The organism is Streptomyces sp. ACA25 (genome assembly GCF_028200735.1).
Lineage (GTDB): Bacteria > Actinomycetota > Actinomycetes > Streptomycetales > Streptomycetaceae > Streptomyces.
Map to the genome: position 1 here is coordinate 256,243 of NZ_JAQKPV010000007.1, position 25,741 is coordinate 281,983.

The 25,741-nt window shown below is 71.5% G+C and carries 28 protein-coding genes; 12 read left to right on the forward strand and 16 right to left on the reverse strand.

Features of this window, described 5'->3' with window-relative positions; genetic code table 11:
- Window positions 1-7 precede the first annotated feature (7 nt).
- Complete coding sequence (hisI, locus tag PJ985_RS13715) at window positions 8-391, reverse strand: phosphoribosyl-AMP cyclohydrolase (protein WP_271683994.1); 384 nt, start codon at window positions 389-391, stop codon at window positions 8-10.
- 101 nt (window positions 392-492) lie between these two features.
- On the opposite strand from hisI, the gene PJ985_RS13720 reads away from it, so the two are divergent.
- On the forward strand, window positions 493-1,128 hold the full coding sequence (locus PJ985_RS13720; protein ID WP_271683995.1) for a TIGR03085 family metal-binding protein: 636 nt from the start codon (window positions 493-495) through the stop codon (window positions 1,126-1,128).
- A gap of 33 nt (window positions 1,129-1,161) precedes the next feature.
- On the opposite strand, the gene PJ985_RS13725 is transcribed toward PJ985_RS13720, so the two are convergent.
- Entirely contained in the window at window positions 1,162-2,442 is a 1,281-nt protein-coding gene (locus tag PJ985_RS13725; protein WP_271683996.1) for an MFS transporter, read from the reverse strand.
- A complete protein-coding gene (locus PJ985_RS13730) occupies window positions 2,439-3,029 on the reverse strand; it encodes an ArsR/SmtB family transcription factor (protein ID WP_271683997.1) in 591 nt (196 codons plus the stop codon). The genes PJ985_RS13725 and PJ985_RS13730 overlap by 4 nt, the downstream gene beginning before the upstream one ends.
- Window positions 3,030-3,141: 112 nt before the next feature.
- Between PJ985_RS13730 and PJ985_RS13735 the strand changes: the two genes are divergently transcribed.
- From PJ985_RS13735 to PJ985_RS13760, 6 genes are all read left to right on the forward strand, one after another.
- On the forward strand, window positions 3,142-4,119 hold the full coding sequence (locus tag PJ985_RS13735; RefSeq protein ID WP_271683998.1) for a phosphotransferase family protein: 978 nt from the start codon (window positions 3,142-3,144) through the stop codon (window positions 4,117-4,119).
- 213 nt (window positions 4,120-4,332) lie between these two features.
- Entirely contained in the window at window positions 4,333-5,523 is a 1,191-nt protein-coding gene (locus PJ985_RS13740) for an epoxide hydrolase family protein (RefSeq protein WP_271683999.1), read from the forward strand.
- 523 nt (window positions 5,524-6,046) lie between these two features.
- Window positions 6,047-7,360 (forward strand): ABC transporter substrate-binding protein, encoded by a 1,314-nt coding sequence (locus tag PJ985_RS13745; RefSeq protein WP_271684000.1) that lies wholly within the window; start codon window positions 6,047-6,049, stop codon window positions 7,358-7,360.
- A gap of 41 nt (window positions 7,361-7,401) precedes the next feature.
- Window positions 7,402-8,364 carry a carbohydrate ABC transporter permease gene (locus tag PJ985_RS13750; protein ID WP_271684001.1) on the forward strand — a complete coding sequence of 321 codons (963 nt, stop codon included), beginning with the start codon at window positions 7,402-7,404 and terminating at the stop codon, window positions 8,362-8,364.
- On the forward strand, window positions 8,361-9,266 hold the full coding sequence (locus tag PJ985_RS13755; protein ID WP_271684002.1) for a carbohydrate ABC transporter permease: 906 nt from the start codon (window positions 8,361-8,363) through the stop codon (window positions 9,264-9,266). The genes PJ985_RS13750 and PJ985_RS13755 overlap by 4 nt, the downstream gene beginning before the upstream one ends.
- 5 nt (window positions 9,267-9,271) lie before the next feature.
- Window positions 9,272-9,835, forward strand: a complete 564-nt coding sequence (locus tag PJ985_RS13760) for a hypothetical protein (RefSeq protein ID WP_271684003.1) — start codon at window positions 9,272-9,274, stop codon at window positions 9,833-9,835.
- A 34-nt stretch (window positions 9,836-9,869) separates the two neighbouring features.
- Here PJ985_RS13760 and PJ985_RS13765 read toward each other — a convergent pair whose 3' ends face one another.
- Entirely contained in the window at window positions 9,870-10,751 is an 882-nt protein-coding gene (locus PJ985_RS13765) for a LysR family transcriptional regulator (RefSeq protein WP_271684004.1), read from the reverse strand.
- 84 nt (window positions 10,752-10,835) lie between these two features.
- Here PJ985_RS13765 and PJ985_RS13770 point away from each other — a divergent pair, with 84 nt between their 5' ends.
- From PJ985_RS13770 to PJ985_RS13780, 3 genes are read left to right on the forward strand one after another with little or no spacing between them, the layout of a single operon-like run.
- The gene (locus PJ985_RS13770; RefSeq protein WP_271684005.1) at window positions 10,836-11,543 is read left to right on the forward strand and encodes a succinate dehydrogenase cytochrome b subunit; all 708 of its coding nucleotides are present in this window, start codon (window positions 10,836-10,838) and stop codon (window positions 11,541-11,543) included.
- Window position 11,544: 1 nt separating this feature from the next.
- On the forward strand, window positions 11,545-13,527 hold the full coding sequence (locus tag PJ985_RS13775; protein ID WP_443033481.1) for a fumarate reductase/succinate dehydrogenase flavoprotein subunit: 1,983 nt from the start codon (window positions 11,545-11,547) through the stop codon (window positions 13,525-13,527).
- Complete coding sequence (locus tag PJ985_RS13780; RefSeq protein ID WP_271684006.1) at window positions 13,524-14,282, forward strand: succinate dehydrogenase/fumarate reductase iron-sulfur subunit; 759 nt, start codon at window positions 13,524-13,526, stop codon at window positions 14,280-14,282. The genes PJ985_RS13775 and PJ985_RS13780 overlap by 4 nt, the downstream gene beginning before the upstream one ends.
- A gap of 16 nt (window positions 14,283-14,298) precedes the next feature.
- On the opposite strand, the gene hisF is transcribed toward PJ985_RS13780, so the two are convergent.
- The 8 genes from hisF to hisD all read right to left on the reverse strand — a co-directional run bounded on the left by hisF (window position 14,299) and on the right by hisD (window position 20,264).
- Window positions 14,299-15,069: an imidazole glycerol phosphate synthase subunit HisF gene (gene hisF, locus PJ985_RS13785; protein WP_271684007.1), complete on the reverse strand. Its 771-nt coding sequence runs from the start codon at window positions 15,067-15,069 to the stop codon at window positions 14,299-14,301.
- The gene (locus tag PJ985_RS13790) at window positions 15,066-15,515 is read right to left on the reverse strand and encodes a Rid family hydrolase (protein ID WP_271684008.1); all 450 of its coding nucleotides are present in this window, start codon (window positions 15,513-15,515) and stop codon (window positions 15,066-15,068) included. Before PJ985_RS13790 ends, hisF begins: the two co-directional genes overlap by 4 nt.
- A gap of 35 nt (window positions 15,516-15,550) precedes the next feature.
- Window positions 15,551-16,273: a bifunctional 1-(5-phosphoribosyl)-5-((5-phosphoribosylamino)methylideneamino)imidazole-4-carboxamide isomerase/phosphoribosylanthranilate isomerase PriA gene (gene priA / locus PJ985_RS13795; RefSeq protein WP_271684009.1), complete on the reverse strand. Its 723-nt coding sequence runs from the start codon at window positions 16,271-16,273 to the stop codon at window positions 15,551-15,553.
- Window positions 16,273-16,920, reverse strand: coding sequence for an imidazole glycerol phosphate synthase subunit HisH (gene hisH / locus PJ985_RS13800; protein WP_271684010.1), 648 nt, complete (start codon window positions 16,918-16,920; stop codon window positions 16,273-16,275). Before hisH ends, priA begins: the two co-directional genes overlap by 1 nt.
- Window positions 16,917-17,081 carry a hypothetical protein gene (locus tag PJ985_RS13805; protein ID WP_271684011.1) on the reverse strand — a complete coding sequence of 55 codons (165 nt, stop codon included), beginning with the start codon at window positions 17,079-17,081 and terminating at the stop codon, window positions 16,917-16,919. The genes hisH and PJ985_RS13805 overlap by 4 nt, the downstream gene beginning before the upstream one ends.
- Before the next feature lie 152 nt (window positions 17,082-17,233).
- Window positions 17,234-17,824 carry an imidazoleglycerol-phosphate dehydratase HisB gene (gene hisB / locus PJ985_RS13810; protein ID WP_271684012.1) on the reverse strand — a complete coding sequence of 197 codons (591 nt, stop codon included), beginning with the start codon at window positions 17,822-17,824 and terminating at the stop codon, window positions 17,234-17,236.
- Entirely contained in the window at window positions 17,821-18,945 is a 1,125-nt protein-coding gene (locus PJ985_RS13815; RefSeq protein ID WP_271684013.1) for a histidinol-phosphate transaminase, read from the reverse strand. Before PJ985_RS13815 ends, hisB begins: the two co-directional genes overlap by 4 nt.
- Entirely contained in the window at window positions 18,942-20,264 is a 1,323-nt protein-coding gene (gene hisD, locus PJ985_RS13820) for a histidinol dehydrogenase (RefSeq protein WP_271684014.1), read from the reverse strand. Before hisD ends, PJ985_RS13815 begins: the two co-directional genes overlap by 4 nt.
- Before the next feature lie 92 nt (window positions 20,265-20,356).
- Here hisD and PJ985_RS13825 point away from each other — a divergent pair, with 92 nt between their 5' ends.
- Together PJ985_RS13825 and ybaK are read left to right on the forward strand one after the other, a co-directional pair.
- Window positions 20,357-21,103, forward strand: a complete 747-nt coding sequence (locus PJ985_RS13825; RefSeq protein WP_271684015.1) for an LON peptidase substrate-binding domain-containing protein — start codon at window positions 20,357-20,359, stop codon at window positions 21,101-21,103.
- A gap of 68 nt (window positions 21,104-21,171) precedes the next feature.
- Window positions 21,172-21,672 carry a Cys-tRNA(Pro) deacylase gene (ybaK, locus tag PJ985_RS13830; protein WP_271684016.1) on the forward strand — a complete coding sequence of 167 codons (501 nt, stop codon included), beginning with the start codon at window positions 21,172-21,174 and terminating at the stop codon, window positions 21,670-21,672.
- Here ybaK and PJ985_RS13835 read toward each other — a convergent pair.
- From PJ985_RS13835 to PJ985_RS13850, 4 genes are all read right to left on the reverse strand, one after another.
- Window positions 21,650-22,345 (reverse strand): ABC transporter permease, encoded by a 696-nt coding sequence (locus PJ985_RS13835; RefSeq protein ID WP_271684017.1) that lies wholly within the window; start codon window positions 22,343-22,345, stop codon window positions 21,650-21,652. The genes ybaK and PJ985_RS13835 overlap by 23 nt on opposite strands.
- A gap of 71 nt (window positions 22,346-22,416) precedes the next feature.
- The gene (locus tag PJ985_RS13840; RefSeq protein ID WP_271684018.1) at window positions 22,417-23,232 is read right to left on the reverse strand and encodes an ABC transporter permease; all 816 of its coding nucleotides are present in this window, start codon (window positions 23,230-23,232) and stop codon (window positions 22,417-22,419) included.
- Window positions 23,229-24,200 (reverse strand): ABC transporter ATP-binding protein, encoded by a 972-nt coding sequence (locus PJ985_RS13845; protein WP_271684049.1) that lies wholly within the window; start codon window positions 24,198-24,200, stop codon window positions 23,229-23,231. The genes PJ985_RS13840 and PJ985_RS13845 overlap by 4 nt, the downstream gene beginning before the upstream one ends.
- A gap of 144 nt (window positions 24,201-24,344) precedes the next feature.
- A complete protein-coding gene (locus PJ985_RS13850) occupies window positions 24,345-25,577 on the reverse strand; it encodes an NYN domain-containing protein (protein WP_271684019.1) in 1,233 nt (410 codons plus the stop codon).
- Window positions 25,578-25,741: the final 164 nt, after the last annotated feature.

A 25,741-nucleotide genomic window follows, 5' to 3' on the forward strand; every position in this document is an offset into this window, starting at 1 on the left:
GCGGAGCCTACTGCCCGAGCGGCAGCCGGTCGGCGTCGAAACAGGTGCGCTCCCCGGTGTGGCAGGCGGCGCCGACCTGGTCCACCTGGACCAGGACCGTGTCGCCGTCACAGTCCAGCGCCACCGCTCTGACGTGCTGGACGTGGCCGGAGGTGTCGCCCTTGACCCAGTACTCGCCGCGGCTGCGGCTCCAGTAGGTGCAGCGGCCTGTGGTGAGCGTCCGGTGCAGCGCCTCGTCGTCCATCCAGCCGAGCATCAGGACCTCACCGGTGTCGTACTGCTGGGCGACGGCGGGGAACAGGCCCTCGGCGTTCCGCCGCAGACGGGCGGCGACAGCCGGATCGAGCGGTGAGCCGGCGGGCGGCGTGCTGGGTGCGGGAGTGCTGGCCATACCCGCATTCTGCCTCCTGGCGAGCGCCGGGCGGACGGCTGCCGGGCCGCGGGAGCGGCCGTTCCCGGGATTCCTGGTGGTCACGGCCTAGGGTGGGAGGTATGTCTACCCATGCGAAGCGCGAACGCCTGCTGCTTGCCGATCTGTTGGAGAACGCCGGTCCGGAGGCGCCCACCCTGTGCGAGGGCTGGCGGACCCGGGATCTGGCCGCCCACGTCGTGGTCCGGGAGCGCCGGGCGGACGCCGCGGGCGGCATCATCCTCAAGCCGCTGGCCGCCCGTCTGGAACGGGTGCAGAAGGAGTTCGCCGAGAAGCCCTACGACGAGCTGATCCAGATGATCCGCACCGGTCCGGCGAAGTGGTCCCCGTACAACCTGAAGCAGATCGACGAGGGCGCGAACACCGTGGAGTTCTTCATCCACGGCGAGGATGTCCGGCGGGCCGGGCAGGACTGGCAGCCGCGCGAGCTGAACCCGGTCTTCGCCGACGTGCTGTGGAAGCGGCTGGAGACCGCCGGACGGATCCTGGGCCGCAAGTCCCCGGTCGGGCTCGTTCTGCGGCGGCCGAACGGTCAGACCGTGGTGGCCCACAAGGGCACTCCGGTGGTCACCGTCACCGGGGACCCCGGTGAGCTGCAGCTCTTCGCGCACGGACGGCAGGACGCGGCGAAGGTGGAGTTCGACGGCGACGAGGCGGCCGTCGAGCTGCTGCGCGGAGCGAAGCTCGGGCTGACCTGAACCCCGCCCCGGGAGCCGGGCAGCGCTCGCCGGTCACCCCGGCAGCTCGGCCCGGCGCAGCTCCGCGGAGGCCGACCCCACCGCGGCGGCGGCCAGGCCGAGCAACCCGGCGGCCAGGTAGACGGGGGCGGTGCCCCAGAGCCCGATGGCGGCACCGACCATCGGAAAGGTGAGCGGGGCCAGGCCGATGTTGCCGAGCGCGAGCACCGACATGACCCGCCCGAGGTAGCGCGGGTCGGCGGACGTCTGCGTCAGCGCCAGTGCCAGCCCGCCGCAGAGTCCGGCGGCCAGCCCTGCCGTCCCGGCCGCCGCGGCTGCGGCGGGCACCGACGGCAGCAGTCCGACAGCGGTGAGCGCGACGGCCGCCACGGCGATCGAAGCGAGGACCAGCGCGCCGGCCCGCGGCAGCCGGCCCCGGGCGGTGAGCAGCAGGGCACTCGCCGCAGCGCCGAGCCCGAAAGCACTGATCACCCAGGCCATGCCCGCCGCGCCCCAGCCCCGCTCATCGGCCAGGAGCACCAGCCCGACGTTCAGCGGTCCGGCCAGGGCGAGTTCGACCAGGACGCCGGTGAGCACGAGCGGGCGGAGGAGCCGGTGCCGACCGAGATACCGCAGTCCTGCACGGAGATCCGCCCACGCGCTGCCGGCTGTCGGCTCCGCTTCCTGCGCACCCGTGTGCGGGGCGGGCAGCGGACTGACGCGCAGACTCAGCAGGAACGGCAAGGACAGGGCGAACAGCAGGCCCGCCACCGCGAACGCTGCCTCCAGCCCACCGAGGGCCATCGCCGCGCCACCGACGGGGGGACCGGCCGTGTTCCCCAGTCGCATGCCGAGACTGCGCATGCCCTGGATGCGGGCAAGCTGGCTCGCGGGGGCGATCCTCGGAGTGAGCGCGCCGATCGCCGGCATGAACAGGGCGTCGACCGCGCCGAAGACGAGTGCGACGGTGAGGAGCAGCCACAGGCCGGGCGCGGACAGGTGCAGGGCGGCCGCCACCCCGAGGATGACGGCGCAGCGCACGGCGTCGCTTCCGATGACCACGGGGCGGGGCCCGAACCGGTCGGCCAGCACTCCCCCACCGAGCATGAGCACGGCCCGGGGCAGGGCGCCGACCATCATGATCAGGCCGACCTGCGCGGGACCGCCGGTCTCCAGGGCTGCCCAGGCGAGGGCGAGGAAGTAGACACCCTCGCCGATCATGGTGGCGATGAAGGCCGCCAGCCAGCGCAGAACATTGCCGTCGCGGTAGGCGGGCGGGCCGGCAGGGGCAGGGCCGGGGCTGCTCGCCGTGCCCGTGCTGCCCGCGGCCGTCACGGCCGGACCGGATACGCGTAGAGCTGGACGGGCGTGAACTCACGGCCCTCGCGGTCACCGGCCTCGTCGGCCGCCCGCCCGTGTTCGGTCCAGCGCAACAGGACGGCCTGCAACTCCTCGCCCATCCGCTGGAGCTCCGCCGCGGTGAGTCGCGGCTGGTGGTCGATGCTGAGAGCCGCGTCGCTCCATTCCTTCCCCCAGCTGTGCTGCTGGTCGAGATACGCCTGGTACTGCTCCATCCGGGCGGCCAGCACCTGCCGGGTCAGCTGCCCGACCACGGCGGCGCCTTCCGGAGTGCCGGTGAAGTCCGAGGCGCGCACGCTCCATCCGCCGTTCCCGGCGACACGCCACCAACGTTCACGGCCGTCGCTGCTGTGCCCCGCGGCTTCCTCGATGAAGCCGTGGGCGGCCATCTTCCGCAAGTGGTAGCTCACCAGGGAGACAGCCTCGTCCACCCGGTCGGCGAGCTGCGAGGCGGTGGCGGGACCCTGTGCGGCGTACAGCTGCCGGTAGAGCTTGATGCGCAGCGGGTGGGTGAAGACCTTGAGGGCCTCCAGGTCGGTGACGCGGGTCGGTTCTTCAGTCATGACCCCCACGATATAAAACGCAACTAAAATTGCACAATATATGTTGCGTACTTTTCCGCCCCCGCGAAGACCCGTGCCCGGCGGCCCCCGGGGCACCCCGTAGCCTGGCCGCATGGACCGGACTCTGGCCTGGGTGCACGCACAACTGAGGCCGGGTGAAAGGGTGGTGTCCGAGGAGCCACTGCGCGGCGGATGGACCTCGTCGATGCGCCGGTTCGGGGTCAGGGGCCCCGACGGCGCACGCGACCTGGTGCTGCGTTCCTTCGAGACCGCGTTCTTCCGGCGGCATGCTCCGGGCCTGCTCCGCCGGGAGGCGGACGTCCTCACCCTGCTGGCCGGGACCGGCATCGCGGCGGCCGGGCTGGTGGCCGTGGACACCACCGGGGAACACTGCACCCACCCGTCGCTGCTGATGACCCGTCTTCCCGGCACGCTGCGCCTCACCGATGAGGGAGCCGACGCCCGGGCGGTCCTGCTCGCCCAGCAACTGGTGGACATCCACTCGGTTCCGGTGAGCACCGGCGACCGCCCACGCGCCTACCAGGCGTGGAGTGCGCCGGACCGGGTGCGAATCCCGGAGGCCACCCGGCGTCCGGCGCTGTGGCGGCGGGCGGTCGACGTCATCCGGCGGGACGCGCCCGCTCATCAGGGCCGGTTCCTGCACCGCGACTTCCATCCGGGCAACGTCCTGTTCCACCGGGACCCGTCAGGGCAGGTACGGATCAGCGGGGTCGTCGACTGGGTCGAGACCTCCTGGGGGCCGGCGGACCTGGATGTTTCGCACTGCGCGACAGCTCTGGCCCTGCTCCACGGGGCAGCCGCCGGGCTGCGCTTCCCCGGTCTCTACGCGTCAGCGGGCGGGCAGCAGGCCGCGGACCCGGACGACCGTCTCTACTGGCGGCTGCTCGACGCGCTGGGCTTCGCCCCGGACGCGGAGAAGGTCGCCGGCCCCTGGCGTGAGTGCGGCCGCCCGGACCTCACGGCGTCCCTGGCGGCAGCCCGCCTGGAGGACTACCTCCAGGGCCTGCTGGACGCCCACCCCCTGCCAGCTTCCCGGCCACGGGGCAGGCCGGAGCGGGAGGGCCGTTGACCGGACCGGTGCCGCGGAACGAGCCACCGGGAGCACGTGACCGTACACGCCGGCGAGCCCGGCCGGGCCCTCCGCCGTTGGCCGATGCCCCGCCGCATGTCCTCAGCAGCAGATGTCTGCCAGTCGCAAGCGGTCCTGACGGCGCGTTGGACCATTCGGTGCCCCGAACTGACACCAATTGTCCGTAACGTGAGGGTCATGAACAGTAACCGCATGAGCACTCCTCAGCAGACCGCGGCGCCCGGGCCGGTCCCCGGTACGGAAATCCGCCCCTTTCGCGTGGACATCCCGCAGGCGGACATCGACGACCTCCGGCAGCGGATCGGCCGCACCCGGTGGTCCCCCGACCTGCCGGACACCGGCTGGGAGCGGGGGGTTCCCACCGCCTACCTCAGGGACCTGGCCGAGTACTGGGCGACCGGCTACGACTGGCGGAAACACGAAGCGGAGCTCAACACACACCCCCAGTTCACGACCGCGATCGACGGCACCGATCTGCATTTTCTGCACGTCCGTTCCACGGAGCCCACCGCTACGCCACTGATGCTGCTGCACGGCTGGCCCGGCTCCGTGGTGGAGTTCCTGGACGTCATCGGCCCGCTCACGGATCCGGCGGCGCACGGCGGCGACCCCGCGGACGCCTTCCACCTGGTGATCCCGTCACTGCCGGGGTACGGCTTCTCCGGGCCCCTCGGCGAGGCGGGGTGGACCGAAACCCGCACCGCGAGGGCGCTGGTGGAGCTGATGCAGCGTCTGGGGTACCGGAGGTACGGCCTGCAGGGCGGTGACGTGGGCGCCTTCCTCGCCCCGGCGATGGCCCGCCTGGTCCCGGACCAGGTGATCGGTGTGCACGTCAACTCACTGGTCACGTTCCCCGACGGCGACCCGGCCGGGCTCACCGGGCTCACCGACGGCGAGCGCCACCGGCTGGCCATGATGGAGGAGTGGCAGGCCCATCAGTCCGCCTACCTCCAGCTGCAGGGCACCCGGCCGCAGACCCTCGCACACGCCCTCACCGACTCACCGGCCGGCCAGCTCGCCTGGATCGCCGAGAAGTTCCACGAGTGGTCCGACCCGTCCGCGGACCTCCCCGAGGATGCGGTGGGCCGTGACCGTCTGCTGACCAACGTCAGCGTCTACTGGTTCACCGGGACCGCGGGATCCTCCGCGCACACCTACTTCGAGCGGTACAACGACCCGGCCCAGTGGGCGGAGAAGGAACCCTCCACCGTGCCGATGGGCGTGGCGGTCTTCACCACGGACATCTCCGTACGGCGCTTCGCCGAGAAGATCCTGCCCGTCACGCACTGGTCGGAGTTCCGGCGCGGTGGCCACTTCGCCGCGCTGGAGGCTCCCGGCCTGCTCACCGAGGACATGCGGACGTTCTTCCGTACGCTGCGGTGACACGTGCCCGGCCGGCCCGGGGCGGGCCGGCCGGGCACCGACCGCTCCCCGGCCGGCCGTCGAACGTATTCCGTTACTTCCCGCCGAACCCTTGACGCGCTCCTCCGTCCGTTGCGAGACTCCCCGGCAACGGAGGCACCCGCACCGTTCCGCGCCTCATCCTGCCGCTCCCGCCTGTCGGAGGCAGCACTCCGGGCCGGAAATGAATCGATTCATGCATGCACGTGAGGAAACCGGCGACACCCCCGGAAACCCACCCCCCTCCCCGCAGGAGGGGATACCACCGGAAGTCGGCACCTCACCGAAAGAGCCTTTCACGGACCCTGCGCGAACCCGCGAAAAGGCCGCCGGCGTGCAACGCGAGGATCACCACGGCGTTTCCCAAAAGTTACACACCACCGGGTTCACGCAGCGGACCCCAGCTGTATTGTAACGATTCACTCCAGGTGTCACCGAGGGCTGCGAACGACGAGACACCGCTTGCGGACTCACCGCAAGCATTGAACAGAGCAGGGAGGCTTGGATGTCAATCAGGAAAGCCACAATGCGCGGTATCGCCGTCGCGGCAGCCGGCTCGCTGGCCCTCACGGCCTGCGGTTCCGGGGATGACGGCGGCAGCGGCAACGGCGGCGGCGATGTCACCCTCAACTTCACCTGGTGGGGCTCGGACGAGCGTGCCGAAAGGTACGACGCGGCCGTCAAACTCTTCCAGGAGAAGCACCCGGGGATACGGGTCCAGACCAGCTTCAACAACTTCGAGGACTACTGGAATCTGCGGAACACCGACGCCACCAGTGGCGGTCTGCCGGATGTGCTGCAGATGGACCTGTCCTACCTGTGGGACTTCGCCGGCAACGGCCTGCTCGCCGATCTCGGTGACCACACCGAAGACCGGATCGACCTGTCCGGACTCGACGAGGAGCTGGTGTCCTCCGGCGAAGTCGACGGCGGGCTGTTCGCCATTCCCACCGGCACCAACACCCTGGCGCTGCTGTACAACCCCGGCCTGCTCGAAGACCTCGGCGTCGACCTGCCCGACTGGGACTACACCTGGGAGGACTACCGGAGCTTCCTCGCGGAGGTCTCCGAGGCGGGAGCCGACCGCAGCCCGGCGGTCCACGGCGGCGACGACTACACGACCGTCTGGTGGCTGTTCATGCAGGGGCTGGTCCAAGAGGGTATCGAGCCGTTCGGTGAGGACGGTGAGATGAACTTCTCCGAGGACGACATGCGGGACTGGCTCGCGAGCGCCGAGGACATCCGCGAACCGGTGAACCTCACCTTCCCGATCACCCGGGCAGAGCAGCTGGATCCGCTGAGCGGATTCACCGCCGGTGAGGCAGCCGTCGAGTTCCACTGGGACAACTTCCTCGCGGGCTACACCAACGAGCTCGGAGTCGACGACCTCGGCCTGATGCCGGTGCCCGGCGGCGCGGACGGGCAGAAGAACATGTTCTTCAAGCCCACCATGCAGCTGGCGATGGGGGCGAACAGCGACCACCCCGAGGAGGCCGCGCTCCTCATCGACTTCCTGATCAACGACCCGGAGGCCGGTGCCATCTTCGGCACCGACATGGGCGTGCCGTCCTCCCAGAGTCAGCGGGACTCCCTCGACCTCGAGGAGGGCAGCGTCGACGCCCGGGTCATCGCGTACGAGGAGGCGGTCTCCGAGGCGGGCTACATGACGGCGGTCGTGCCGAGGCCGGTGCCGGGCTTCGGGTCCGTGGAGAACGAGTACTCCAACAACCTGGGTGACGAGTTCTCGCACGGTCAGATCGATGTCGACTCCTTCGTCGACCGCTGGTTCAGCGAGGCGCCCTACCACCTCGAGCAGTGATCCTCGCGCACCACCGCTGACGCACCGAACGGAAGCTCCCCGTGACACTCACCCGTGAGGCGTCCAAGGCTCCTGAGGCCGGCGGGCCCACGCGACGGCCGCATCCCAAGCGGCCGTCGCGGAGGTCCTCCGAGACCCGGGCCGGTTACGCCTTCCTCGCCCCCTGGCTGCTGGGCTTCATCGCGCTGACCGCGGGGCCCATGGTGGCCTCGCTCTATCTGGCCTTCACCAACTACCACCCGGTCCGCGGCTCCGACTGGATCGGCTGGGACAACTTCACCCGGATGTTCTCCGACGACCGGTTCCTGAAGTCGGTGGAGGTAACGGTCACCTACGTGGTCGTCGGCACACCGATCAAGCTGGCCGCCGCGCTGGCCGTGGCCATGCTGCTGAACAGCCGGCGCCGCGGCCAGGGCGTCTACCGCTCGCTCTTCTACGCACCCTCGCTGATCGGGGCCAGCGTGTCGATCGCCATCGTCTGGCGGGCGATGTTCAACGACCAGGGCGTTGTCGACGACGTCGGCCAGTTCTTCGGGCTGCCGCCCGGCGGCTGGGTCGGGGACCCGTCCATGACGATGCCGATGATGATCCTCCTGGCCGTGTGGCAGTTCGGCGCCCCCATGGTCATCTTCCTGGCCGGCCTCAAGCAGATCCCGAGCGAGCTCTACGAGGCCGCCGAGGTCGACGGGGCCGGTCCGGTACGGAAGTTCCTGAAGATCACCCTGCCGATGCTCTCACCGGTGCTCTTCTTCAACCTGGTGCTGGAGACCATCAACTCCTTCCAGGTCTTCGCCTCCGCCTTCATCATCTCGCGCGGCACCGGCGGGCCGGCGGACTCCACGATGTTCTACACGCTGTACCTGTACCTGCGCGGCTTCGGTGACGGTCAGCTGGGCTACGCGGCAGCCATGGCCTGGGTGCTGGTCGTCGTGGTCGGCATCATCACGCTGGTCTTCTTCAAGACGTCCAAGTACTGGGTGCACTACAACGGGGAGCGCGCATGAGTACCACCGCCCCTGAAGTACAGGACCTGCCCGCCGAGGCCCGCCGGGCACGACAGCGGGACAGGCAGCGCCGGCGGCTGCGGACCGTGCTGTTCCACGGCTCGATCTGGGCCATGGGCTTTGTGATCCTCTATCCCGGCGCCTGGATGCTGCTGTCGTCCTTCCGCCCTTCCAACCAGATCATCGGTGAGACGGGCCTGATTCCCGACAACACCACGCTGGACAACTTCCTGCGGTCCTTCGACGGTATCGGCGGAGTTCCGTTCTGGACCTTCTTCATGAATTCGATGATCCTCGCCGTCGGGGCAGTGGTGGGGATCGCGCTTTCCTCGTCCCTGTCCGCCTACGCGTTCGCGCGCATCGAATTCCCGGGCCGCAGAATCTACTTCGCCATCATGGTGGCGACGCTGCTGCTGCCGTTCCACGTGGTGATCATTCCGCAGTTCATCATGTTCAACGAACTGGGGCTGGTCGACACGTTCTTCCCGCTGCTGATCGGCAAGTTCCTGGCGGTCGAGGGATTCTTCGTGTTCCTCATGGTGCAGTTCATGCGCAATCTGCCCCGGGAGCTGGACGAGTCGGCCCGGATCGACGGCGCCGGGCACCTCCGGATCTACTGGTCGATCATGATGCCGCTGATGCGTCCGGTGCTGGCCACCGCGTCGATCTTCGCGTTCATCTGGAGCTGGAACGACTTCCTCGCCCCGCTCATCTACCTGCGCAGCCCGGAGAACTACTCCCTGCCGATCGCACTGCGCCAGTACGTGGACCAGACGTCGATCTCCGACTACGGCGCACAGATGGCCACCGCCGTGCTGGCCCTGCTGCCCGTACTGCTGTTCTTCATCCTCTTCCAGCGCTATATCGTCGACGGAGTGGCCACCCAAGGGCTGAAGGGCTGATACGGATGCGCGGCACGAAGGGCGCGGGGTTCGCCCTGTTCGGCGAGACCGTGATCGTCGGAGTGCTCGTAGCCCTGCTCTCCGTCCCCCTGGTGACGGCGCTCCCGGCTCTGGCGGCAGGCAGCACCCACATGCGGCGCCATGTCTCCGGCGAGAGCGCGCGGACCGGCGACCTGCTGCGGGACTTCACCGCCGCCTGGCGCGGGCTGTGGCCGGCCGCGCTCGTGGGCACCGGCCTGGGCCTGCTCCTGTTGTGGAACCTGACGCTCGCCGAGGCCGGGGTGATCCCCGGCTCGGCGGGCGTGCTGGCAGGCAGCGCCGGGCTGCTCGCCCTCCTCTCCGTGCTGATGCTGCGCACGGCCGGTGCCTGGCGTCCCGGCTGCGGCCCCGTGGGCGCGGTCCGGACGGCCGCCGCACGTACCTGGCGCGATCCCTCCGGGTCGGTGCTGCTGGTGCTGGCGGCCGGCATGTGCCTGGTCTTCGGCTGGATGCTGCTGCCCCTTCTCCTGCTGGCCGGCGGTCTGCTGGTGCTGGCCGTCGTGGCCGTGGAGCACCGCCGCCCGGCCTGACCCGCCCCCGGGGGGCGGTGCGGGGCGCGGGAGCTCAGGCCACCCGCTCGGCGAGGATGCGCCGCAGCTCACGGGCCGCCCGCGGCGGGGTGACGTCGCCGCGGTGCGCGACCGACACCGTCCGGTGCATGCCGGGCTCCGCGAACGGAGTCGTCCGCAGCCCGGACCGGGCCGCGACCATGGCCGGCACCACCGCCAGACCCAGCCCCGCACGGACGAAGCCCAGCACCGCGTCCAGCTCCCCGCCCTCCACCGCGAAGACCGGTTCGAAGCCCGCCTCCCGGCACGCCGCGACAGTGAACTCCCGCAGGTCGTAGCCGCGGCGGAACATGGCCAGCGGCCGGTCCCGCAGCTCGTGCACCCGGATCCGGTCCCGTGCCACGGGAGAGGGCTCGGAAGGAGGTGAGACCACCACGAGCTCCTCACGCAGCAGCTCCGTCGTGGTCAGGGCGGGTGCCTGACCGGACAGCGGGGTGATCACCAGAGCGAGGTCCAGCTCCCCGGCTGCCAGAACCCGCACCAGGTCCTGCGAACCGTCCTCCCGCACGAGCAGCTCCACCCCCGGGTAGCGGTCACGGAAGATCCGCAGGACATCGGGAACCAGGCTGGTGCACAGGCTGGGCGGCGCGCCGAGCCGTATCCGGCCGCTGCGCAGCCCGGCCACCTCCTGGACCTCCCGGCGGGCGCTCTCGGTGTCGGCGAGGATCCGGTGGGCGAGCGGCAGGAGGACCTCCCCCGCGTCGGTGAGGGCGATGTGGCCCCGGGCCCGGTGGAAGAGGTCGGCACCCAGCTCCCGTTCCAGTGCCCGGATCTGCTGGGAGAGGGAGGGCTGGGAGACGTGTTCGCGGTGCGCTGCCCGGGTGAAGTGCCGGGTCTCGGCGACTGCCGCGAAGTACCGGAGCTGCTGCAGCTGCATGAACCCAGCATAGACAGTGCCTATGGAATGCAGCCGCATCATGTCTTGGACTGATGGGGGGCAGCGTCCCTAGCCTCGGGCCCCATGGCGCTGCGGACAGTAGTTACGGACCGGCGGCCGTCCCTGCCGGGCACGCTGTGGCGGTCGACCATCGGTCAGAAGACGGTCATGGCGGTCACCGGCGGGATTCTGCTGCTGTACCTGGTGGTGCACATGCTGGGGAACCTGAAGATCTTCTTCGGCCCCGAGGAGTTCAACGGCTACGCGCACTGGCTGCGCACCGTCGGGGAGCCCGTGCTGCGCCACGAGTGGCTTCTGTGGCTGACCCGGGTGGTGCTGCTCGGTGCGGTGATCCTGCACGGGGTGTCCGCGTACCGGCTCAGCCGGCTGGCCGGTACCGCCCGACCGGTGCGGTACGCGCACCGCAGGGCTCGCAGCAGCTACGCGACCCGGACGATGCGCTGGGGCGGGGTGATCATCGCCCTGTTCGTCGTATGGCATCTCCTGGACCTGACGACGGGCACGGTGAACCCGGAGTTCGAGGCCGGGCGGCCGTACGAGAACGTCGTGGCGAGCTTCAGCACCTGGTACAGCAACGTGATCTACATCACGGCCGTGCTCGCCGTCGGCCTGCACATCCGGCACGGCTTCTGGAGCGCCGCCCAGACGCTCGGGCTGAACCATCCGCGCCGCAACGCCACGCTGCGGGCCACGGCGAACGTGCTGGCGCTCGTCCTGACCGCCGGCTTCCTCGCCGTCCCCCTCGCCGTCATGACAGGAGTCGTGAGCTGACGTGACCTCGCACCACACCCACCACCCGGACCACCCCGCCGGCCCGGACGACGATTACCGCGTCGGCGAGCCGCTGGCTGACACCCGGGCCCCCGGCGGGCCGGTGGAGGAACGCTGGGACCGGCGCCGCTTCGAGGCGAAGCTGGTGAACCCGGCCAACCGGCGCAAGCACACCGTGCTTGTCGTCGGCACCGGGCTGGCCGGCGGCGCCGCCGGCGCGACGCTGGCCGAACAGGGCTACCGGGTCGTGCAGTTCTGTTACCAGGACTCACCGCGCAGGGCGCACTCCATCGCCGCCCAGGGCGGCATCAACGCCGCGAAGAACTACCGCAACGACGGCGATTCCGTGCGACGGCTGTTCCACGACACAGTCAAGGGCGGGGACTTCCGGGCCCGCGAGTCCAACGTGCACCGGCTGGCCGAGGTGTCCGGGGCGATCATCGACCAGTGCGTGGCCCAGGGAGTGCCGTTCGCCCGCGAGTACGGCGGACTGCTGGACACCCGCTCGTTCGGCGGTGTCCAGGTGTCTCGGACCTTCTACGCCCGCGGGCAGACCGGCCAGCAACTGCTGCTCGGCGCCTACCAGGCGCTCTCCCGGCAGATCGCCGCCGGAAACGTGGAGATGCACCCGCGCACCGAGATGCTGGACCTCCTGGTGGTGGACGGCCGGGCCAGGGGCATCGTTGCCCGCGATCTGGTCACCGGCCGGGTCGGCACCTATGTCGGTGATGCCGTGGTGCTGGCCACCGGCGGCTACGGCAACGTCTTCCGGCTCTCCACGAACGCCAAGAACTCCAACGCCACCGCGGTGTGGCGGGCGCACCGCCGCGGCGCGTACTTCGCCAATCCGTGTTTCACGCAGATCCACCCCACCTGCATCCCGCGCTCCGGTGACCACCAGTCGAAGCTGACGCTGATGAGCGAGTCGCTGCGCAACGACGGCCGGATCTGGGTGCCGGCCGCGGCGGGTGACACCCGGCCCCCCGGAGACATCCCGGAGGACGAGCGGGACTACTACCTGGAGCGGCGTTACCCGGCCTACGGCAACCTCGTGCCCCGGGACATCGCCTCCCGGGCGGCCAAGCAGGTGTGCGACGAGGGCCGCGGCGTCGGGCCCGGTGGACAGGGCGTCCACCTGGACTTCGCGGACGCCATCGCCCGGCTGGGCCGCAGGGCCGTGGCCGAGAAGTACGGCAACCTCTTCGAGATGTACGAGCGGATCACCGCTGAGGACCCCTACCGGGTGCCGATGCGGATCTACCCGGCCATTCACTACACCATGGGCGGGCTGTGGGTCGACTACGACCTGCAGACCACCGTGCCGGGGCTGTTCGCCATCGGGGAGGCCAACTTCTCCGACCACGGCGCCAACCGGCTCGGTGCGTCCGCGCTGATGCAGGGCCTGGCGGACGGCTACTTCGTGCTGCCGGTCACGCTCGGGGACTTCCTGGCACGGCATCCGCACGAGGAGATCGCCACCGGTCACCCCGCGGTCACCGACACCGTCCGCTCGGTCACGGACCGGCTGGACACGCTGCTCGGCAACGACGGTGACCGCACGCCGGACTCGTTCCACCGGGAGCTGGGTGAACTGCTGTGGGAGGAGTGCGGAATGTCCCGCAACGAGACAGGGCTGCGCAAGGCCCTGGACCGCATACCCGAGCTGCGGGCGGAGTTCTGGCGGCGCATCCGGGTGCCGGGCGGCGGCGAGCAGCTCAACCAGTACCTGGAACAGGCGAACCGGGTGGCCGACCACCTGGAGCTCGCGGAGCTGATGTGCCGCGACGCGCTGCACCGCGCCGAGTCCTGCGGCGGGCACTTCCGCGAGGAGAGCCGGACCCCGGACGGGGAGGCCGAGCGCCGCGACGAGGAGTACTCCTACGTCGCTGCCTGGGAGTTCGCCGGCTCCGGCCGCTCCCCCGTGCTGCACCGGGAAACGCTGGCCTTCGAACACGTCCATCCCACCAAGCGGAGTTACGCATGAGACTCACCCTGCGCGTCTGGCGGCAGCCCGGCCCCGACGCCGAAGGCACCATGACGGCGTACGACCTCGACGGTCTCTCCCCCGACATGTCCTTCCTGGAAATGCTCGACACCCTCAACGAGCGGCTCGCCGGGGACGACGAGGAGCCCGTGGCCTTCGACCACGACTGCCGGGAGGGCATCTGCGGAGCCTGCGGAATGGTCATCAACGGGCAGGCGCACGGCCCGGAGCCGACCACCGCCTGCCAACTGCACCTGCGGCACTTCGCCGACGGTGACACGGTCGACGTCGAGCCCTGGCGGGCAGCCGCGTTCCCGGTGATCAAGGACCTGGTGGTGGACCGCTCGGCGTTCGACCGGATCATCGGCGCCGGAGGCTACGTCACGGCCCCCACCGGCAGCGCCCCCGAAGCCCACTCCACCGCCGTCGCCAAGCCCACGGCGGACGCGGCCTTCGAGAACGCCGCCTGCATCGGCTGCGGCGCCTGCGTGGCCGCCTGCCCCAACGGCTCGGCCATGCTGTTCACCGCCGCCAAGGTCACCCATCTGAACGCCCTCCCGCAGGGCGCGCCGGAGCGCGAGGCCCGGGTCCTGGACATGGTCGGCACGATGGACGCCGAGGGCTTCGGTGGCTGCACCAACGCCGGGGAATGTGCCACCGCTTGCCCGAAGGGCATCCCGCTGCTCAGCATCGCCCGGATGAACCGGGAGTTCCTGCGCGCGGCACGCGGCGGGCCGGGACGCGGCGAGGGCTGAACGACCGGCGGGCGGATCAGCGAACGGGGTGGCCCGCCGCGCGCAGAGTGTCCTTGACCTCGCCGATCCGCAGGTCGCCGAAGTGGAACACCGAGGCGGCGAGAACGGCGTCGGCACCCGCCGCGACGGCGGGCGGGAAGTCCGCGGGTTCGCCCGCGCCGCCGGAGGCGATCAGCGGGACGGTGACCCGGGCACGGACCGCTTCGATCATGGCCGTGTCGTAGCCGTCCTTGGTGCCGTCGGCGTCCATCGAATTCAGCAGGATTTCCCCCGCCCCGAGTTCTGCCGCCCGGTGCGCCCACTCGACCGCGTCGATGCCGGTACCGCGGCGGCCGCCGTGCGTGGTGACCTCGAAGCCGGACGGCGTGCCGGTGCCCTCGGCGCACCGGCGGGCGTCGACCGAAAGCACCAGGACCTGCCGGCCGAAGCGCTCGGCGATCTCCTGGATGAGCTCCGGTCTGGCGACGGCCGCGGTGTTGACGCCGACCTTGTCGGCGCCCGCGCGGAGCAGCAGGTTCACGTCCTCCGTGGAGCGGACCCCGCCGCCCACGGTGAGCGGGATGAAGACCTGCTCGGCGGTGCGGCGCACCACCTCGTACGTGGTCTCACGGTTGCCGGAGGAGGCGGTGATGTCGAGGAAGACCAGCTCGTCGGCGCCCTCCGCGTCGTATGTCTTGGCCAGCTCCACCGGGTCACCGGCGTCCCTCAGGTTCTGGAAGTTGATGCCTTTGACGACCCGTCCGGCGTCCACGTCAAGACAGGGAATGACTCGTACGGCGAGGGTCACGGGGCTCCTTCGGTAGAACGGGACGGGCCGGTGCCGAGTTCTGCGGCATCCGGGGAGGCGCTCGGGTCCCGGTAGGCTTCCAGCTCGACTTCGACCAGCACCCGGGAGTCGACGAAGCCCGACACCACGAGCAGAGTGGCGGCCGGCCGGATGGTGCCGAACACCTCCTTGTGCGCACGCGCCACGTCGTCCACGTCGCGGGCGTGCACCACGTACAGGCGGGTGCGGATCACGGACTCCGCGCCCAGCCCGAAGGGCTTCAGCGCCGCCACGGCGTTGACCAGGGCGGACCTGGCCTGCTCATAGGGGTCGGCGGGCGCGGGCGGATGCCCGTCGGCCATCGGCATCGTCCCGGCCACCAGGACCCGGTCCCCGGCCGCGACCGCGCCGGCGAAACCGATCGCCTCTTCCCAGGGGCTGTCGCCCCGCACACGCTCGATCGGCATGGCACCGGGTCCTCTCTCGTCGGACGGTCTCAGGGTCAGGACACCGCTTCCAGGGCGGCTTCGAGGGTGAAGGCCCCGGCGTACAGGGCCTTGCCCACGATCGCGCCCTCGACGCCCTGCGGCACCAGCGCGGCAATCGCCCGCAGATCGTCGAGCGAGGAGACTCCGCCGGAGGCCACGACCGGCCGGTCGGTTGCGGCGCAGACGTTGCCCAGCAGTTCCAGGTTCGGGCCCTGCAAGGTCCCGTCCTTGGCGATGTCGGTGACGACGTAGCGGGCGCAGCCCTCGCCGTTCAGCCGGTCCAGGGTCTCGTAGAGATCGCCGCCGTCCCGGGTCCAGCCCCGGCCGCGCAGCGTCGTCCCGCGCACATCGAGGCCCACCGCGATGCGGTCACCGTGTTCGGCGATGATCCTGGCGACCCACTCCGGGCTCTCCAGGGCCGCGGTGCCGAGGTTGACCCGGGTGCACCCGGTGGCCAGCGCGGCGGCGAGGGAGTCGTCGTCACGGATGCCCCCGGAGAGCTCCACCTTGATGTCCATGGCCCCGACGACCTCGGTGATCCGGTCCCGGTTGTCACCCGTGCCGAACGCGGCGTCGAGGTCCACCAGGTGCAGCCACTCGGCGCCGGACCGCTGCCAGGCGAGGGCGGCCTGCAGCGGGTCGCCGTACGAGGTCTCGGAACCGGACTCCCCATGTACCAGCCGGACGGCCTGACCGTCCCGGACATCGACAGCGGGCAGAAGTTCCAGCGTGGTCATCAGAGCGTCTCGATCCAGTTGGAGAGGAGGTGGGCACCGGCGTCGCCGGACTTCTCGGGGTGGAACTGGGTGGCCCACAGCGGGCCGTTCTCCACGGCGGCGATGAACGGCTCACCGTGCGTGGACCAGGTGACCTGCGGTGGCCGCATCCGGGGGCTGGTGTCCGCGAGCTCCCAGTCGTGCGCCGCGTAGGAGTGCACGAAGTAGTAGCGCTCCTCGGGCGGCAGACCGGCGAACAGCTGGGACCCGGCAGGGGCCCGGACGGTGTTCCAGCCCATGTGCGGGACGACTTCGGCTCGCAGCGGTCCGACCGTGCCGGGCCACTCGTCCATGCCCTCGGCCTCCACGCCGTGCTCGATGCCCCGGCTGAACAGGATCTGCATGCCGACACAGATGCCGAGCACCGGGCGGCCCCCGGCCAGCCTGCGGCTCACCACCCAGTCGCCGCGGGCTTCCCGCAGGCCCTGCATGCAGGAGGCGAACGCCCCCACGCCGGGTACCAGCAGGCCGTCCGCGGCCATTGCCCGGTCGTAGTCCCGGGTGATCTCCACCCGGGCCCCGGCCCGGGCGACCGCCCGCTCGGCGGACCGGATGTTGCCGAAGCCGTAGTCGAAGACGACGACGGACTTCCCCGCACCACTGCTCATTGCCACATCTCCAGCCGCAGAACGCCGGCGGTCAGCAGGACCGCGCTGCAGATGCCCAGGAGCGTGACCACACCGCTGGGCAGCTTCTGCTTCCAGCAGGAGTAAGCACCTCCCGCCAGGAAGAGACCGGCCGCGACCCACAGGGTAAAGGCGATGTTCACAGCATCCTTCCGTTCGCTTCTCCGCCGCGGCGACGCACCGGCCTCACACCGGGCAACCGCCCGGCAGCCCGCGTCGCTCACCGCGTCCTTCCGTTCGCTTCTCCGCCCCGCGGCGACGCACCGGCCTCATACCGGGCAACCGCCCGGCAGCCTCAGAGGGCGCCCTTCGTGGAGGGGATGCCCGGCTGACGGGGGTCGATCTCGCTGGCGGAGCGCAGCGCCCGGGCAAGGGCCTTGAACTGGCACTCCACGATGTGGTGCGCGTTGCGTCCGTACGGGACGTGCACGTGCAGCGCGATCTGCGCCTGGGCCACGAACGACTCCAGGATGTGCCGGGTCATCGTGGTGTCGTAGGAGCCGATCATCGGGGCCATGCCCTCGGGCTCGGTGTGCACCAGGTACGGACGGCCGGAGAGGTCGACGGTCACCTGGGCCAGGGACTCGTCCAGCGGCACCGACGCGTGGGCGAACCGGACGATGCTCCGCTTGTCGCCGAGCGCCTCCCGGAAGGCCGCGCCCAGGGCGAGGGAGGTGTCCTCGATGGTGTGGTGACTGTCGATGTGCAGGTCGCCGTCGGTCTTCACGGTGAGGTCGAAGAGACCGTGCCGGCCCAGCTGGTCGAGCATGTGGTCGTAAAAGCCGACCCCGGTCGACACCTCGACCTTGCCGGTGCCGTCGAGGTTGATCTCGACGACGACGGCGGTCTCCTTGGTGGTGCGTTCCACACGGCCCACGCGGCTCATCGCTCGTTCTCCTTCATCAGCTCGCGCACCGCATCGAGGAACGCGTCGTTCTCTTCCGGGGTGCCCGTGGTCACCCGAAGCCGGCCCGGTACGCCGTTGTCCCGCACCAGCACACCCCGGTCCAGCAGGGTCTGCCACGCCGCACGGGCGTCGGCGAAGCGGCCGAACTGCACGAAGTTGGCGTCGGACTCCGTCACCTCGCAACCCAGCGCCGTCAGCTCGGCGACGAGCCGGTCCCGCTCGCCCTTGAGCTGCTGGACGTACCCCAGCAGCGTATCGGTGTGCTCCAGGGCCGCGAGCGCGGTGGCCTGCGTGACCGCGGACAGGTGATAGGGCAGGCGCACCAGCTGCACCGCATCGACCACCGCGGCGTCGGCCGCGAGGTAGCCCAGCCGGAGCCCGGCCGCGCCGAACGCCTTGGACATGGTGCGGGAGAGCACCAGGTGAGGCCGCCCTTCCAGGAGCGGCAGCAGCGACGGGCGGTGGCTGAACTCGGCGTACGCCTCGTCGATCACCACCAGCGCGCCCCGCCTGCCCCGGTCACGGGCCGCCCGCTGCGCGGCGTCGTACAGGGCGAGGACGGTGCCCGCCGCCAGCGCCGTGCCGGTCGGGTTGTTCGGGGAGCACAGGAAGACCACGTCCGGCGCCTGCTCCCCGATGACGTGCTCGGCTGCCGCCACGTCGATCGTGAAGTCCTCCCGGCGCGGGCCGGAGACCCAGCCGGTGCCGGTGCCGCGCGCGATGAGGGCGTGCATGGAGTAGGACGGGTCGAAACCGATCGCGCTGCGCCCCGGACCGCCGAACGCCTGGAGCAGCTGCTGCAGGATCTCGTTGGATCCGTTGGCCGCCCACACCTGGGCGGTGTCCACCCGGTGACCGGTGCTCGCCGTGAGATATCCGGCGAGCCCGGCACGCAGCTCGACCGCGTCGCGGTCGGGGTAGCGGTTCAGGGTGCGGGCCGCCTCGGCGACCCGCTCGGCGATCCGTGCGACCAGCTCATCGGGCAGCGGGTACGGGTTCTCGTTGGTGTTGAGCCGCACAGGCACCTCGAGCTGAGGGGCTCCGTACGGGGACTTTCCGCGCAGCTCGTCCCGGAGGGAGAGGTCGTCGATTCCGGTCACGAGGCGTTCGGCACCTTCCCGTCGAACCGCGCCTTCACCGCCACGCCGTGTGCGGGAAGGTCCTCCGCCTCCGCGAGCGTGACGACGTGGTGCGCGACCTCGGCGAGGGCGTCGCGGCTGTAGTCGACGACGTGGATGCCGCGCAGGAAGGACTGCACGGAGAGCCCGGAGGAGTGGCAGGCGCAGCCACCGGTGGGCAGGACGTGGTTGGAGCCGGCGCAGTAGTCCCCCAGCGAGACGGGGGCGTACGGACCGACGAACACCGCTCCGGCGTTGCGGACCCGGGCGGCCACAGCCGCCGCGTCCGCCGTCTGGATCTCCAGGTGCTCGGCGGCGTAGGCGTCGACGACGGCCAGGCCCTGGTCCAGGTCGTCCACGAGGACCGTGCCGGACTGCCGGCCGGTGAGCGCCTCGGTGATGCGCTCCAGGTGGCGGGTCGCGGCCACCTGTACCTTCAGCTCGGCGTCGACCGCCGCGGCCAGCTGCTCGGAGGGGGTGACCAGCACCGCTGCGGCGAGCGTGTCGTGCTCGGCCTGGCTGATCAGGTCGGCGGCGACGTGCGCCGGGTCTGCGGTGTCGTCGGCGAGGATCGCGATCTCGGTCGGGCCGGCCTCCGCGTCGATGCCGATCCGCCCCTTGAGCAGCCGCTTGGCTGCCGCGACCCAGATGTTGCCGGGGCCGGTGACCAGTTGGGCGGGCCGGCACTCGTCGGTGCCGTAGGCGAACATGGCGACGGCCTGGGCACCGCCGGCGGCGTAGACCTCGTCCACGTCGAGCAGCGCGCAGGCGGCGAGGACCGTGGGGTGCGGCAGTCCGCCGAAGTCCCGCTGCGGCGGCGAGGAGACAGCCAGCGAGGCGACACCGGCCTCCTGTGCCGGGACCACGTTCATCACCACGGAGGACGGATAGACGGCCTTGCCGCCCGGAACATAGAGCCCCACCCGGTCCACCGGCACCCAGCGTTCGGTGACGGTGCCGCCGGGCACGACACCGACGACGGAGTCGGTACGGCGCTGTGCGCGGTGCACGAGGCGGGCCCGCCGGATGGACTCCTCCAGGGCGGCGCGCACCGCCGGGTCCAGCTCCGCCAGGGCCGTGCTCAGCGCCTCGGCGGGAACCCGGATGCGCTCCAGCCGCACTCCCTCGAAGCGCTCGGCCAGGTCGATCAGCGCCGCGGTGCCCCGATGATGCACGTCCTCACAGATGGGCCGCACCTTTTCCAGGGCGGCCTCCACGTCGAGTTCGGCACGCGGCAGCAGGTCGCGGTCGATTACGCCCCCGGTGAGGGAGGAACCCCGCAGGTCGATTCGGTTCAGCACCACTCCAGTCTCTCAGACCGCCACCGCGCCCCCGGTCACTGTTTCACTGCGTGAAACGGGTACCGGGGTGCCAGCCGATAGGCTCCCGCACTGTGACGACCACGCGCCTGCCGCTCTTCCCTCTCAACACCGTGCTGTTTCCCGGGCTCGTGCTGCCGCTGAACGTCTTCGAGGCACGTTACCGGGCTCTGCTGCGGGACCTGCTGGAGCTGCCCGAGGACGGGCTGCGTCCGTTCGGGGTGGTGGCCATCCGGGAGGGCCGCGAGGTGGCGCGGACCGGACTCGGACTTCCGGACGGCACCCCCCCGCCGGACGCCGGTCCCACGGACGGCTTCGGGCCCGACCCGATGCGGACCCTCCACCACGTGGGCTGCATCGCCGATGCCTCGACCGTTCGGGAGCGCAGCGGCACCGACCGGGGCTACGAGGTGCTGGCCACCGGAACCAGCAGGTTCCGCCTCCTCTCGGTGGACACCGGCGGGCCGTACCTCATCGGCGAGATCGAGGAGCTTCCCGAGGAGGCGGGCGAGGGCGCGGGCGCTGTGGCCACCGGCGTGCTGCGGGCGTTCCGCGCCTATCAGAAAGGGCTCGCCGAGGCCCATGAGCGCACCATGACCTCGGAGCAGGAGCTCCCGGACGAGCCGCTGGTGGTCTCCTATCTGGTGGCGGCCGCGACTGTGCTGGCCACCTCGGACCGCCAGCGGTTGCTGGAGGCGCCGGACGCGGTGACCCGGCTGCTGAAGGAGCTTGCCCTGCTCCGGCGGGAGACAACGCTGATCAGTAAGCTGCCGTCGGTGCCTGCGGCGGACCACCTGCTCCGGCCGGTCAGCCTGAACTGAGGCCTTCGCGGGCGCCGCGCACGGCGGGCGGCGGAGCCCGCCGGTGGTGCAGCTGAGCGGAGCGGCGGATGGGGAAGAAGAAGCGGTCCGGTCCCGGTACCGGGGGAACGCCGGCCACCGTGGCCGCCTCGGCGGCGGGGGTGACCCACCGGTTGCACGCGTACGTCCACGACCCGGCCGCCGGGCGGTACGGCGAGGAGGCGGTGCACGCCCTCGGCGCGGACCCGGCCCGGGTCCTGAAGACCCTGGTGGCCGAGGTGGACGGGGTGCTGACGGTGGCCGTCGTGCCTGTCCCGTCCTCCCTGGGGCTCAAGGCCCTGGCCTCGGCGGTCGGCGGGAAGCGGGCGGTGATGGCGGACCCGGCAGCCGCGGAGCGGGTGACGGGCTACGTGCGGGGCGGCATCTCTCCGCTCGGGCAGCGCAAGCTGCTGCCCACGGTGCTGGACGCCTCGGCCACGGAGCATCCGACCGTGTGGGTGTCGGCCGGCCGGCGAGGACTGGAGATCGAGCTGGCCCCCGCCGATCTGGTGGCGCTCACCGGTGCGCTCATCGCCCCGATCGCCCGCTGAAGCCGCCGGCCCGCCCGTTCCCGTCCTGGCTCCACGGCAGGACGGGGGCGGGTGGCGCTTCGGGGTCCCTCGGGCCCCACAGGGCCGTGCAGGCCAGGTACCCGGCTACCGCCCCGAAGGGCAGTCCCAGCAGCGCCACCTTGGCGCTCAGCTCCAGCGGGGCGTCGAAGACCACTCCTTCACCCACCGAACGGGCCTGCTCCGCCACGTCCTGCGGGAAATCGAGCCACACGCCGAGCCGCCAGGCCGCCAGTGCGCCGAGGAGCGCTCCCAGGGCCAGACCGAGCACCACGGGCACGCCGCCGCGGCGGCGCAGGAGGAACACCAGGACCCCGGCGATCGCGCCCACCGCAAGGCCCAGGAGGAGGAAGGTCCCGTCGGCGGCGATGGCCTCCTGGCTCTCGGAGTTCTCCAGGTAGACGGCCTCCCCGTCCGAGACCAGGGGCACCCGGGGAGCCAGCCACGGCCACAGCAGCCCGAGCAGCAGGCCGGTGAGCGCGGCCACCGGCAGCACCAGGACAGCTCCGGCGCGCAGCTCCCGGTCCGGTGCCCGGTGGCCTCCCGGCTCAGCCCGGCCGGGCGAGCCGCCGGCCGTCCGGGGCGGGGCGCCCCACGGATCGTGCCCGCCCATGGCGGGTCCGCTGTTGTACGGGGAGGGCTGGGGTGCGGTCACCCCGCCATCCTGCCAGCACCGGGACCCTGCCCGGGCCCCGGGGACAACCGCTCGGGCGCGTCGGATCCGGCTCAGCGGACGGCGGCCCGCCGGTAGGCCCAGGTGGCAAGTACCAGCGCGACGGCACCGACCACCGTGCAGACGGCCAGGTTGGCGGCCACCGAGCTCCAGGAGGGGCCGGGACCGAGGGCTTCCGCGAGGGCGTCGACCGCGTAGGTGGAGGGCAGCAGGTCACGCAGCCACTGCACCGGCTCGGGGAGCCGCGAGGGGGGCAGCACCCCGAGCAGCAGCGCGGCCGACATGCCGAGCTGGCCGAGAAGGGTGGCAAGCTCGGGACGGGGCGCGAGCAGGCCGAGAGCCGCGCCGAGCCCGGCGAGCGCGGCTCCGGCCACCGGCAGCAGCGCGAACAGCACCCACAGGCCGCTCACCGGCAGCTGGTAGAGCAGGCAGCCGGTGACGGCGGTGACCAGCACTCCGGGGACGGTGAACGAGGCGTAGGCGGCGGCGGTGCCGAGCGCCACCGCGGCCGGCGGCACCGGAAGCGTGGCGTAGTGGTCCAGGCCGCCGTCGGCCCGGAGCCGGCCGAAATACTGCGCGAGCGTGTTGAGTCCGACGAAGGCCACGATGAGCACGGTGGATCCCGCGACGACGGCCCGGGCCTCTTCCCCGGTGCCGCCGTCCACGACCCCGCGCATGAGGACCATGATGCCGATGGACTGGAAGGTGGCGACGAAGAGCAGCGGGATGCGGGCGACCCGGGCCCGGGAGAGCTGGGCGCGGTAGACGGCACCCAGGGCGGGCCACAGCCGGGCCGACGGCGCAAGAGCAGCCGGGGTCTCGGGGGTGGCGGCTCCGTCGGTTCCGGAGGCGGTGGTCGTGGTCGTCATGACTTGACCAGCCCTTCCCCGCTGCCGCCCAGAGCGAGGCAGACGTCCTCCAGGCTCGGCGTGGCCAGCGTGAAGTCGTCGAGCGCGGTGAACGCCGGGCCGGAGGTGACCGCGGTGACCGCCGCGCGGGCGGCCTCGGGGGGCAGCCGGAGGGTCCAGCGCCGGCCCGAGACCGTGGCGCCGGGCCGCAGGGCGGCGATCTCGGGCACCTCGAGAGGCGGGGTGTCCCGCCAGACGAGGTCGAGCCGGACATCGTCACCGACCAGGGATTTCAGCCCACCGGGCGTGTCACAGGCGATGACCCGCCCGCTGTCGAGGACAGCGACCCGGTCCATGACCGTCTCGGCTTCGAGCACGTTGTGGGTGACGAGCAGGACGGTGACGCCGTGCTCGGTCCGGCGCCGGTCCAGGGCGGCCCATACCGCCCGCCTGGCGACCGGGTCCATGCCGGCGGTCGGCTCGTCCAGTACCAGTACCGGGCGGAAACCGACGAGTGCGGCGGCCACGCACGCCATGCGGCGCTGGCCGCCGGACAGCTTGATGAGCGGCCGGTCCGCCAGCGCGGCGAGCCCGAGCTCCTCCAGGACGGCCTCGCCTTCCCGGCGGGCCGTTGCCGCGGTCAGACCGCGCAGCCGGGCGGTGGTCTCGACGGCCAGGGAGATGGTCAGCTCGTCCAGGGCACTGGATTCCTGCCCGAGATAGGCCAGCAGCCGGGCGGCGCGGCGCGGGTGCCGGACGAGGTCGTGGCCGAGCAGGGAGATACGGCCGGAGTCCGGCCGCAGGAGCCCGGTGAGCTGACGGACGAGAGTGGTCTTCCCCGCGCCGTTGGGCCCGAGCAGACCGAATATCTCTCCACGGCCGACCCGCAGGGTGAGGGAGTCGCTGGCCCGGACCGGGGCGGTCGGGGCGCTACCGCGGCGGGCCCGCGGGGCCGGATAGGTCTTGACCAGGTCGTCGACGACCAGCACAGCGGGCCCGGCGGACTCGCCGGTCGCTGCTTGCTGGGTGGGGGCGGCCCGGCATCCGGCCCGCGCGGTTGGCAGTGGCACGGTTCACGAGGGTACGCGGCGCGATGGGGTTACCGGGGCCCCGGGGCACCGGAAAGGTGGAGCTCAGCTGTCCGAGGACGTCATACCCGCCGAGGTGCGGTGGTCGATCTCCCGCCAGAAACCGGCCCTGATGGCGTACCGGTCGTGCTCGTCGATCTGGTCGTCCTTGTGGGTCAGCAGACCGAAGCGAGCCGCGTAACGCAGCAGCTCGCCGTCGATGCGGTGCGGAATACGGGGGTACTCCTTGGACAACAGCTCGAGGCTGGCCGGCGGAATGAGCCGTTCGACCCAACGGCGGGCGAACACCTGCCCCACCTCGAAGGGGTCGCCGCTCACGGCGGTGATGTCCTCCTCGCGGTCCGCCCAGCGCTGCTCGGCGGTGGTGAGCTGGGAGAGCATCGGCAGTGCGGCGGACTCCGCGGACTCCGCAGGGCCGGCGCGCTCGATCCAGCCCTTGTCGGAGGACCAGCGCAGCGTGGCCGGAGACGGCGGCTGCGCGGGCCGCCCGAGCGAGGCCAGGTCCTTGGGCGTGGGCACCCCTCTGGCCGCACCGCCGTCCTCCGCGGGCTCCTCGGCCGGGCGCTCGGGCTCGGCCTGGATCTCCGGTTCGCTCCGCGGTGCGGAACCGTTCTGGGCCGCGCGGTCGGTGCCCTCCGGGTGCTCGCCTGCCGGATCGGGCAGCGGGGCGGAGAGGATCGCCGCGATCTCGGGGCGGGGGACGGGCTGCGGCGCATCGGATGCCGGGATCTCGCGGACCCGCATCGCGCGGGTGATCCAGGCACGGTCCAGCACCCGCCGCTCGTCGGCCTCCGCGACCAGGTCCTCGGACTGGTTGTAGTCGCCGTCCGCCGCCTGGACGGCCCACAGATGGACCGCGACGCCGTGCTCCTTGGCGGACATCAGTCCGGGCAGCAGGTCCCCGTCACCGGTGACCAGCACGATGTCGGCGCAGGCGCGGTTCCGCGCGAGTTCGGTGAGCTCGGCGTGCATGGCGGCGTCCACGCCCTTCTGCGCCCAGCGTCCGTCGCTGCGAGTGAGCGCTCCCAGCCGGACGGTGACCCGTGGCATCACCCGCAGTCGGCGATGCTCGGGCTGGGGCACCCGGTCCGGAGCGCCGTCGAACCAGTAGATGCGCAGCAGATGGCACCCGGTGTCCTCCTCGGCGCGCTCCCGCAGACCCTGAATGAGCGCGGTGTGGTCGACGCTGATCCTGGAGCGGGCCGGATCACCTGCCAGGAGGCTCGCGGCGGCGCCCAGCAGGTATCCGGCGTCCACCAGGACGACGCAGCGGTCCACGTTGCACCTCTTTCACCGGAGCTTTCCCCTGAGTCTGCCCGACGCCGCGGTTCTTATCGGGCCCGATGTCGATCATCGGCGTGGCGGTGCCAACCACTGCCCGAAATGCACCTTTTGCTAGGATATGCCACGCTGATTCCGTCCTGAGTTCCACGAATCCAGGA

Bases quoted from the DNA above. Each gene is read 5' to 3' on its own strand.
- PJ985_RS13760 (WP_271684003.1), top strand. From the start codon at position 9,272: ATGCGCGGCACGAAGGGCGCGGGGTTCGCCCTGTTCGGCGAGACCGTG.
- PJ985_RS13770 (WP_271684005.1), top strand. From the start codon at position 10,836: ATGGCGCTGCGGACAGTAGTTACGGACCGGCGGCCGTCCCTGCCGGGC.
- PJ985_RS13765 (WP_271684004.1), bottom strand. From the start codon at position 10,751: ATGCAGCTGCAGCAGCTCCGGTACTTCGCGGCAGTCGCCGAGACCCGG.
- hisI (WP_271683994.1), bottom strand. From the start codon at position 391: ATGGCCAGCACTCCCGCACCCAGCACGCCGCCCGCCGGCTCACCGCTC.
- ybaK (WP_271684016.1), top strand. From the start codon at position 21,172: ATGGGGAAGAAGAAGCGGTCCGGTCCCGGTACCGGGGGAACGCCGGCC.
- PJ985_RS13730 (WP_271683997.1), bottom strand. From the start codon at position 3,029: ATGACTGAAGAACCGACCCGCGTCACCGACCTGGAGGCCCTCAAGGTC.
- hisB (WP_271684012.1), bottom strand. From the start codon at position 17,824: ATGAGCCGCGTGGGCCGTGTGGAACGCACCACCAAGGAGACCGCCGTC.
- PJ985_RS13840 (WP_271684018.1), bottom strand. From the start codon at position 23,232: ATGACGACCACGACCACCGCCTCCGGAACCGACGGAGCCGCCACCCCC.
- PJ985_RS13740 (WP_271683999.1), top strand. From the start codon at position 4,333: ATGAGCACTCCTCAGCAGACCGCGGCGCCCGGGCCGGTCCCCGGTACG.
- PJ985_RS13745 (WP_271684000.1), top strand. From the start codon at position 6,047: ATGTCAATCAGGAAAGCCACAATGCGCGGTATCGCCGTCGCGGCAGCC.
- PJ985_RS13755 (WP_271684002.1), top strand. From the start codon at position 8,361: ATGAGTACCACCGCCCCTGAAGTACAGGACCTGCCCGCCGAGGCCCGC.
- PJ985_RS13720 (WP_271683995.1), top strand. From the start codon at position 493: ATGTCTACCCATGCGAAGCGCGAACGCCTGCTGCTTGCCGATCTGTTG.
- PJ985_RS13790 (WP_271684008.1), bottom strand. From the start codon at position 15,515: ATGCCGATCGAGCGTGTGCGGGGCGACAGCCCCTGGGAAGAGGCGATC.
- PJ985_RS13735 (WP_271683998.1), top strand. From the start codon at position 3,142: ATGGACCGGACTCTGGCCTGGGTGCACGCACAACTGAGGCCGGGTGAA.
- priA (WP_271684009.1), bottom strand. From the start codon at position 16,273: ATGACCACGCTGGAACTTCTGCCCGCTGTCGATGTCCGGGACGGTCAG.
- PJ985_RS13780 (WP_271684006.1), top strand. From the start codon at position 13,524: ATGAGACTCACCCTGCGCGTCTGGCGGCAGCCCGGCCCCGACGCCGAA.
- hisH (WP_271684010.1), bottom strand. From the start codon at position 16,920: ATGAGCAGTGGTGCGGGGAAGTCCGTCGTCGTCTTCGACTACGGCTTC.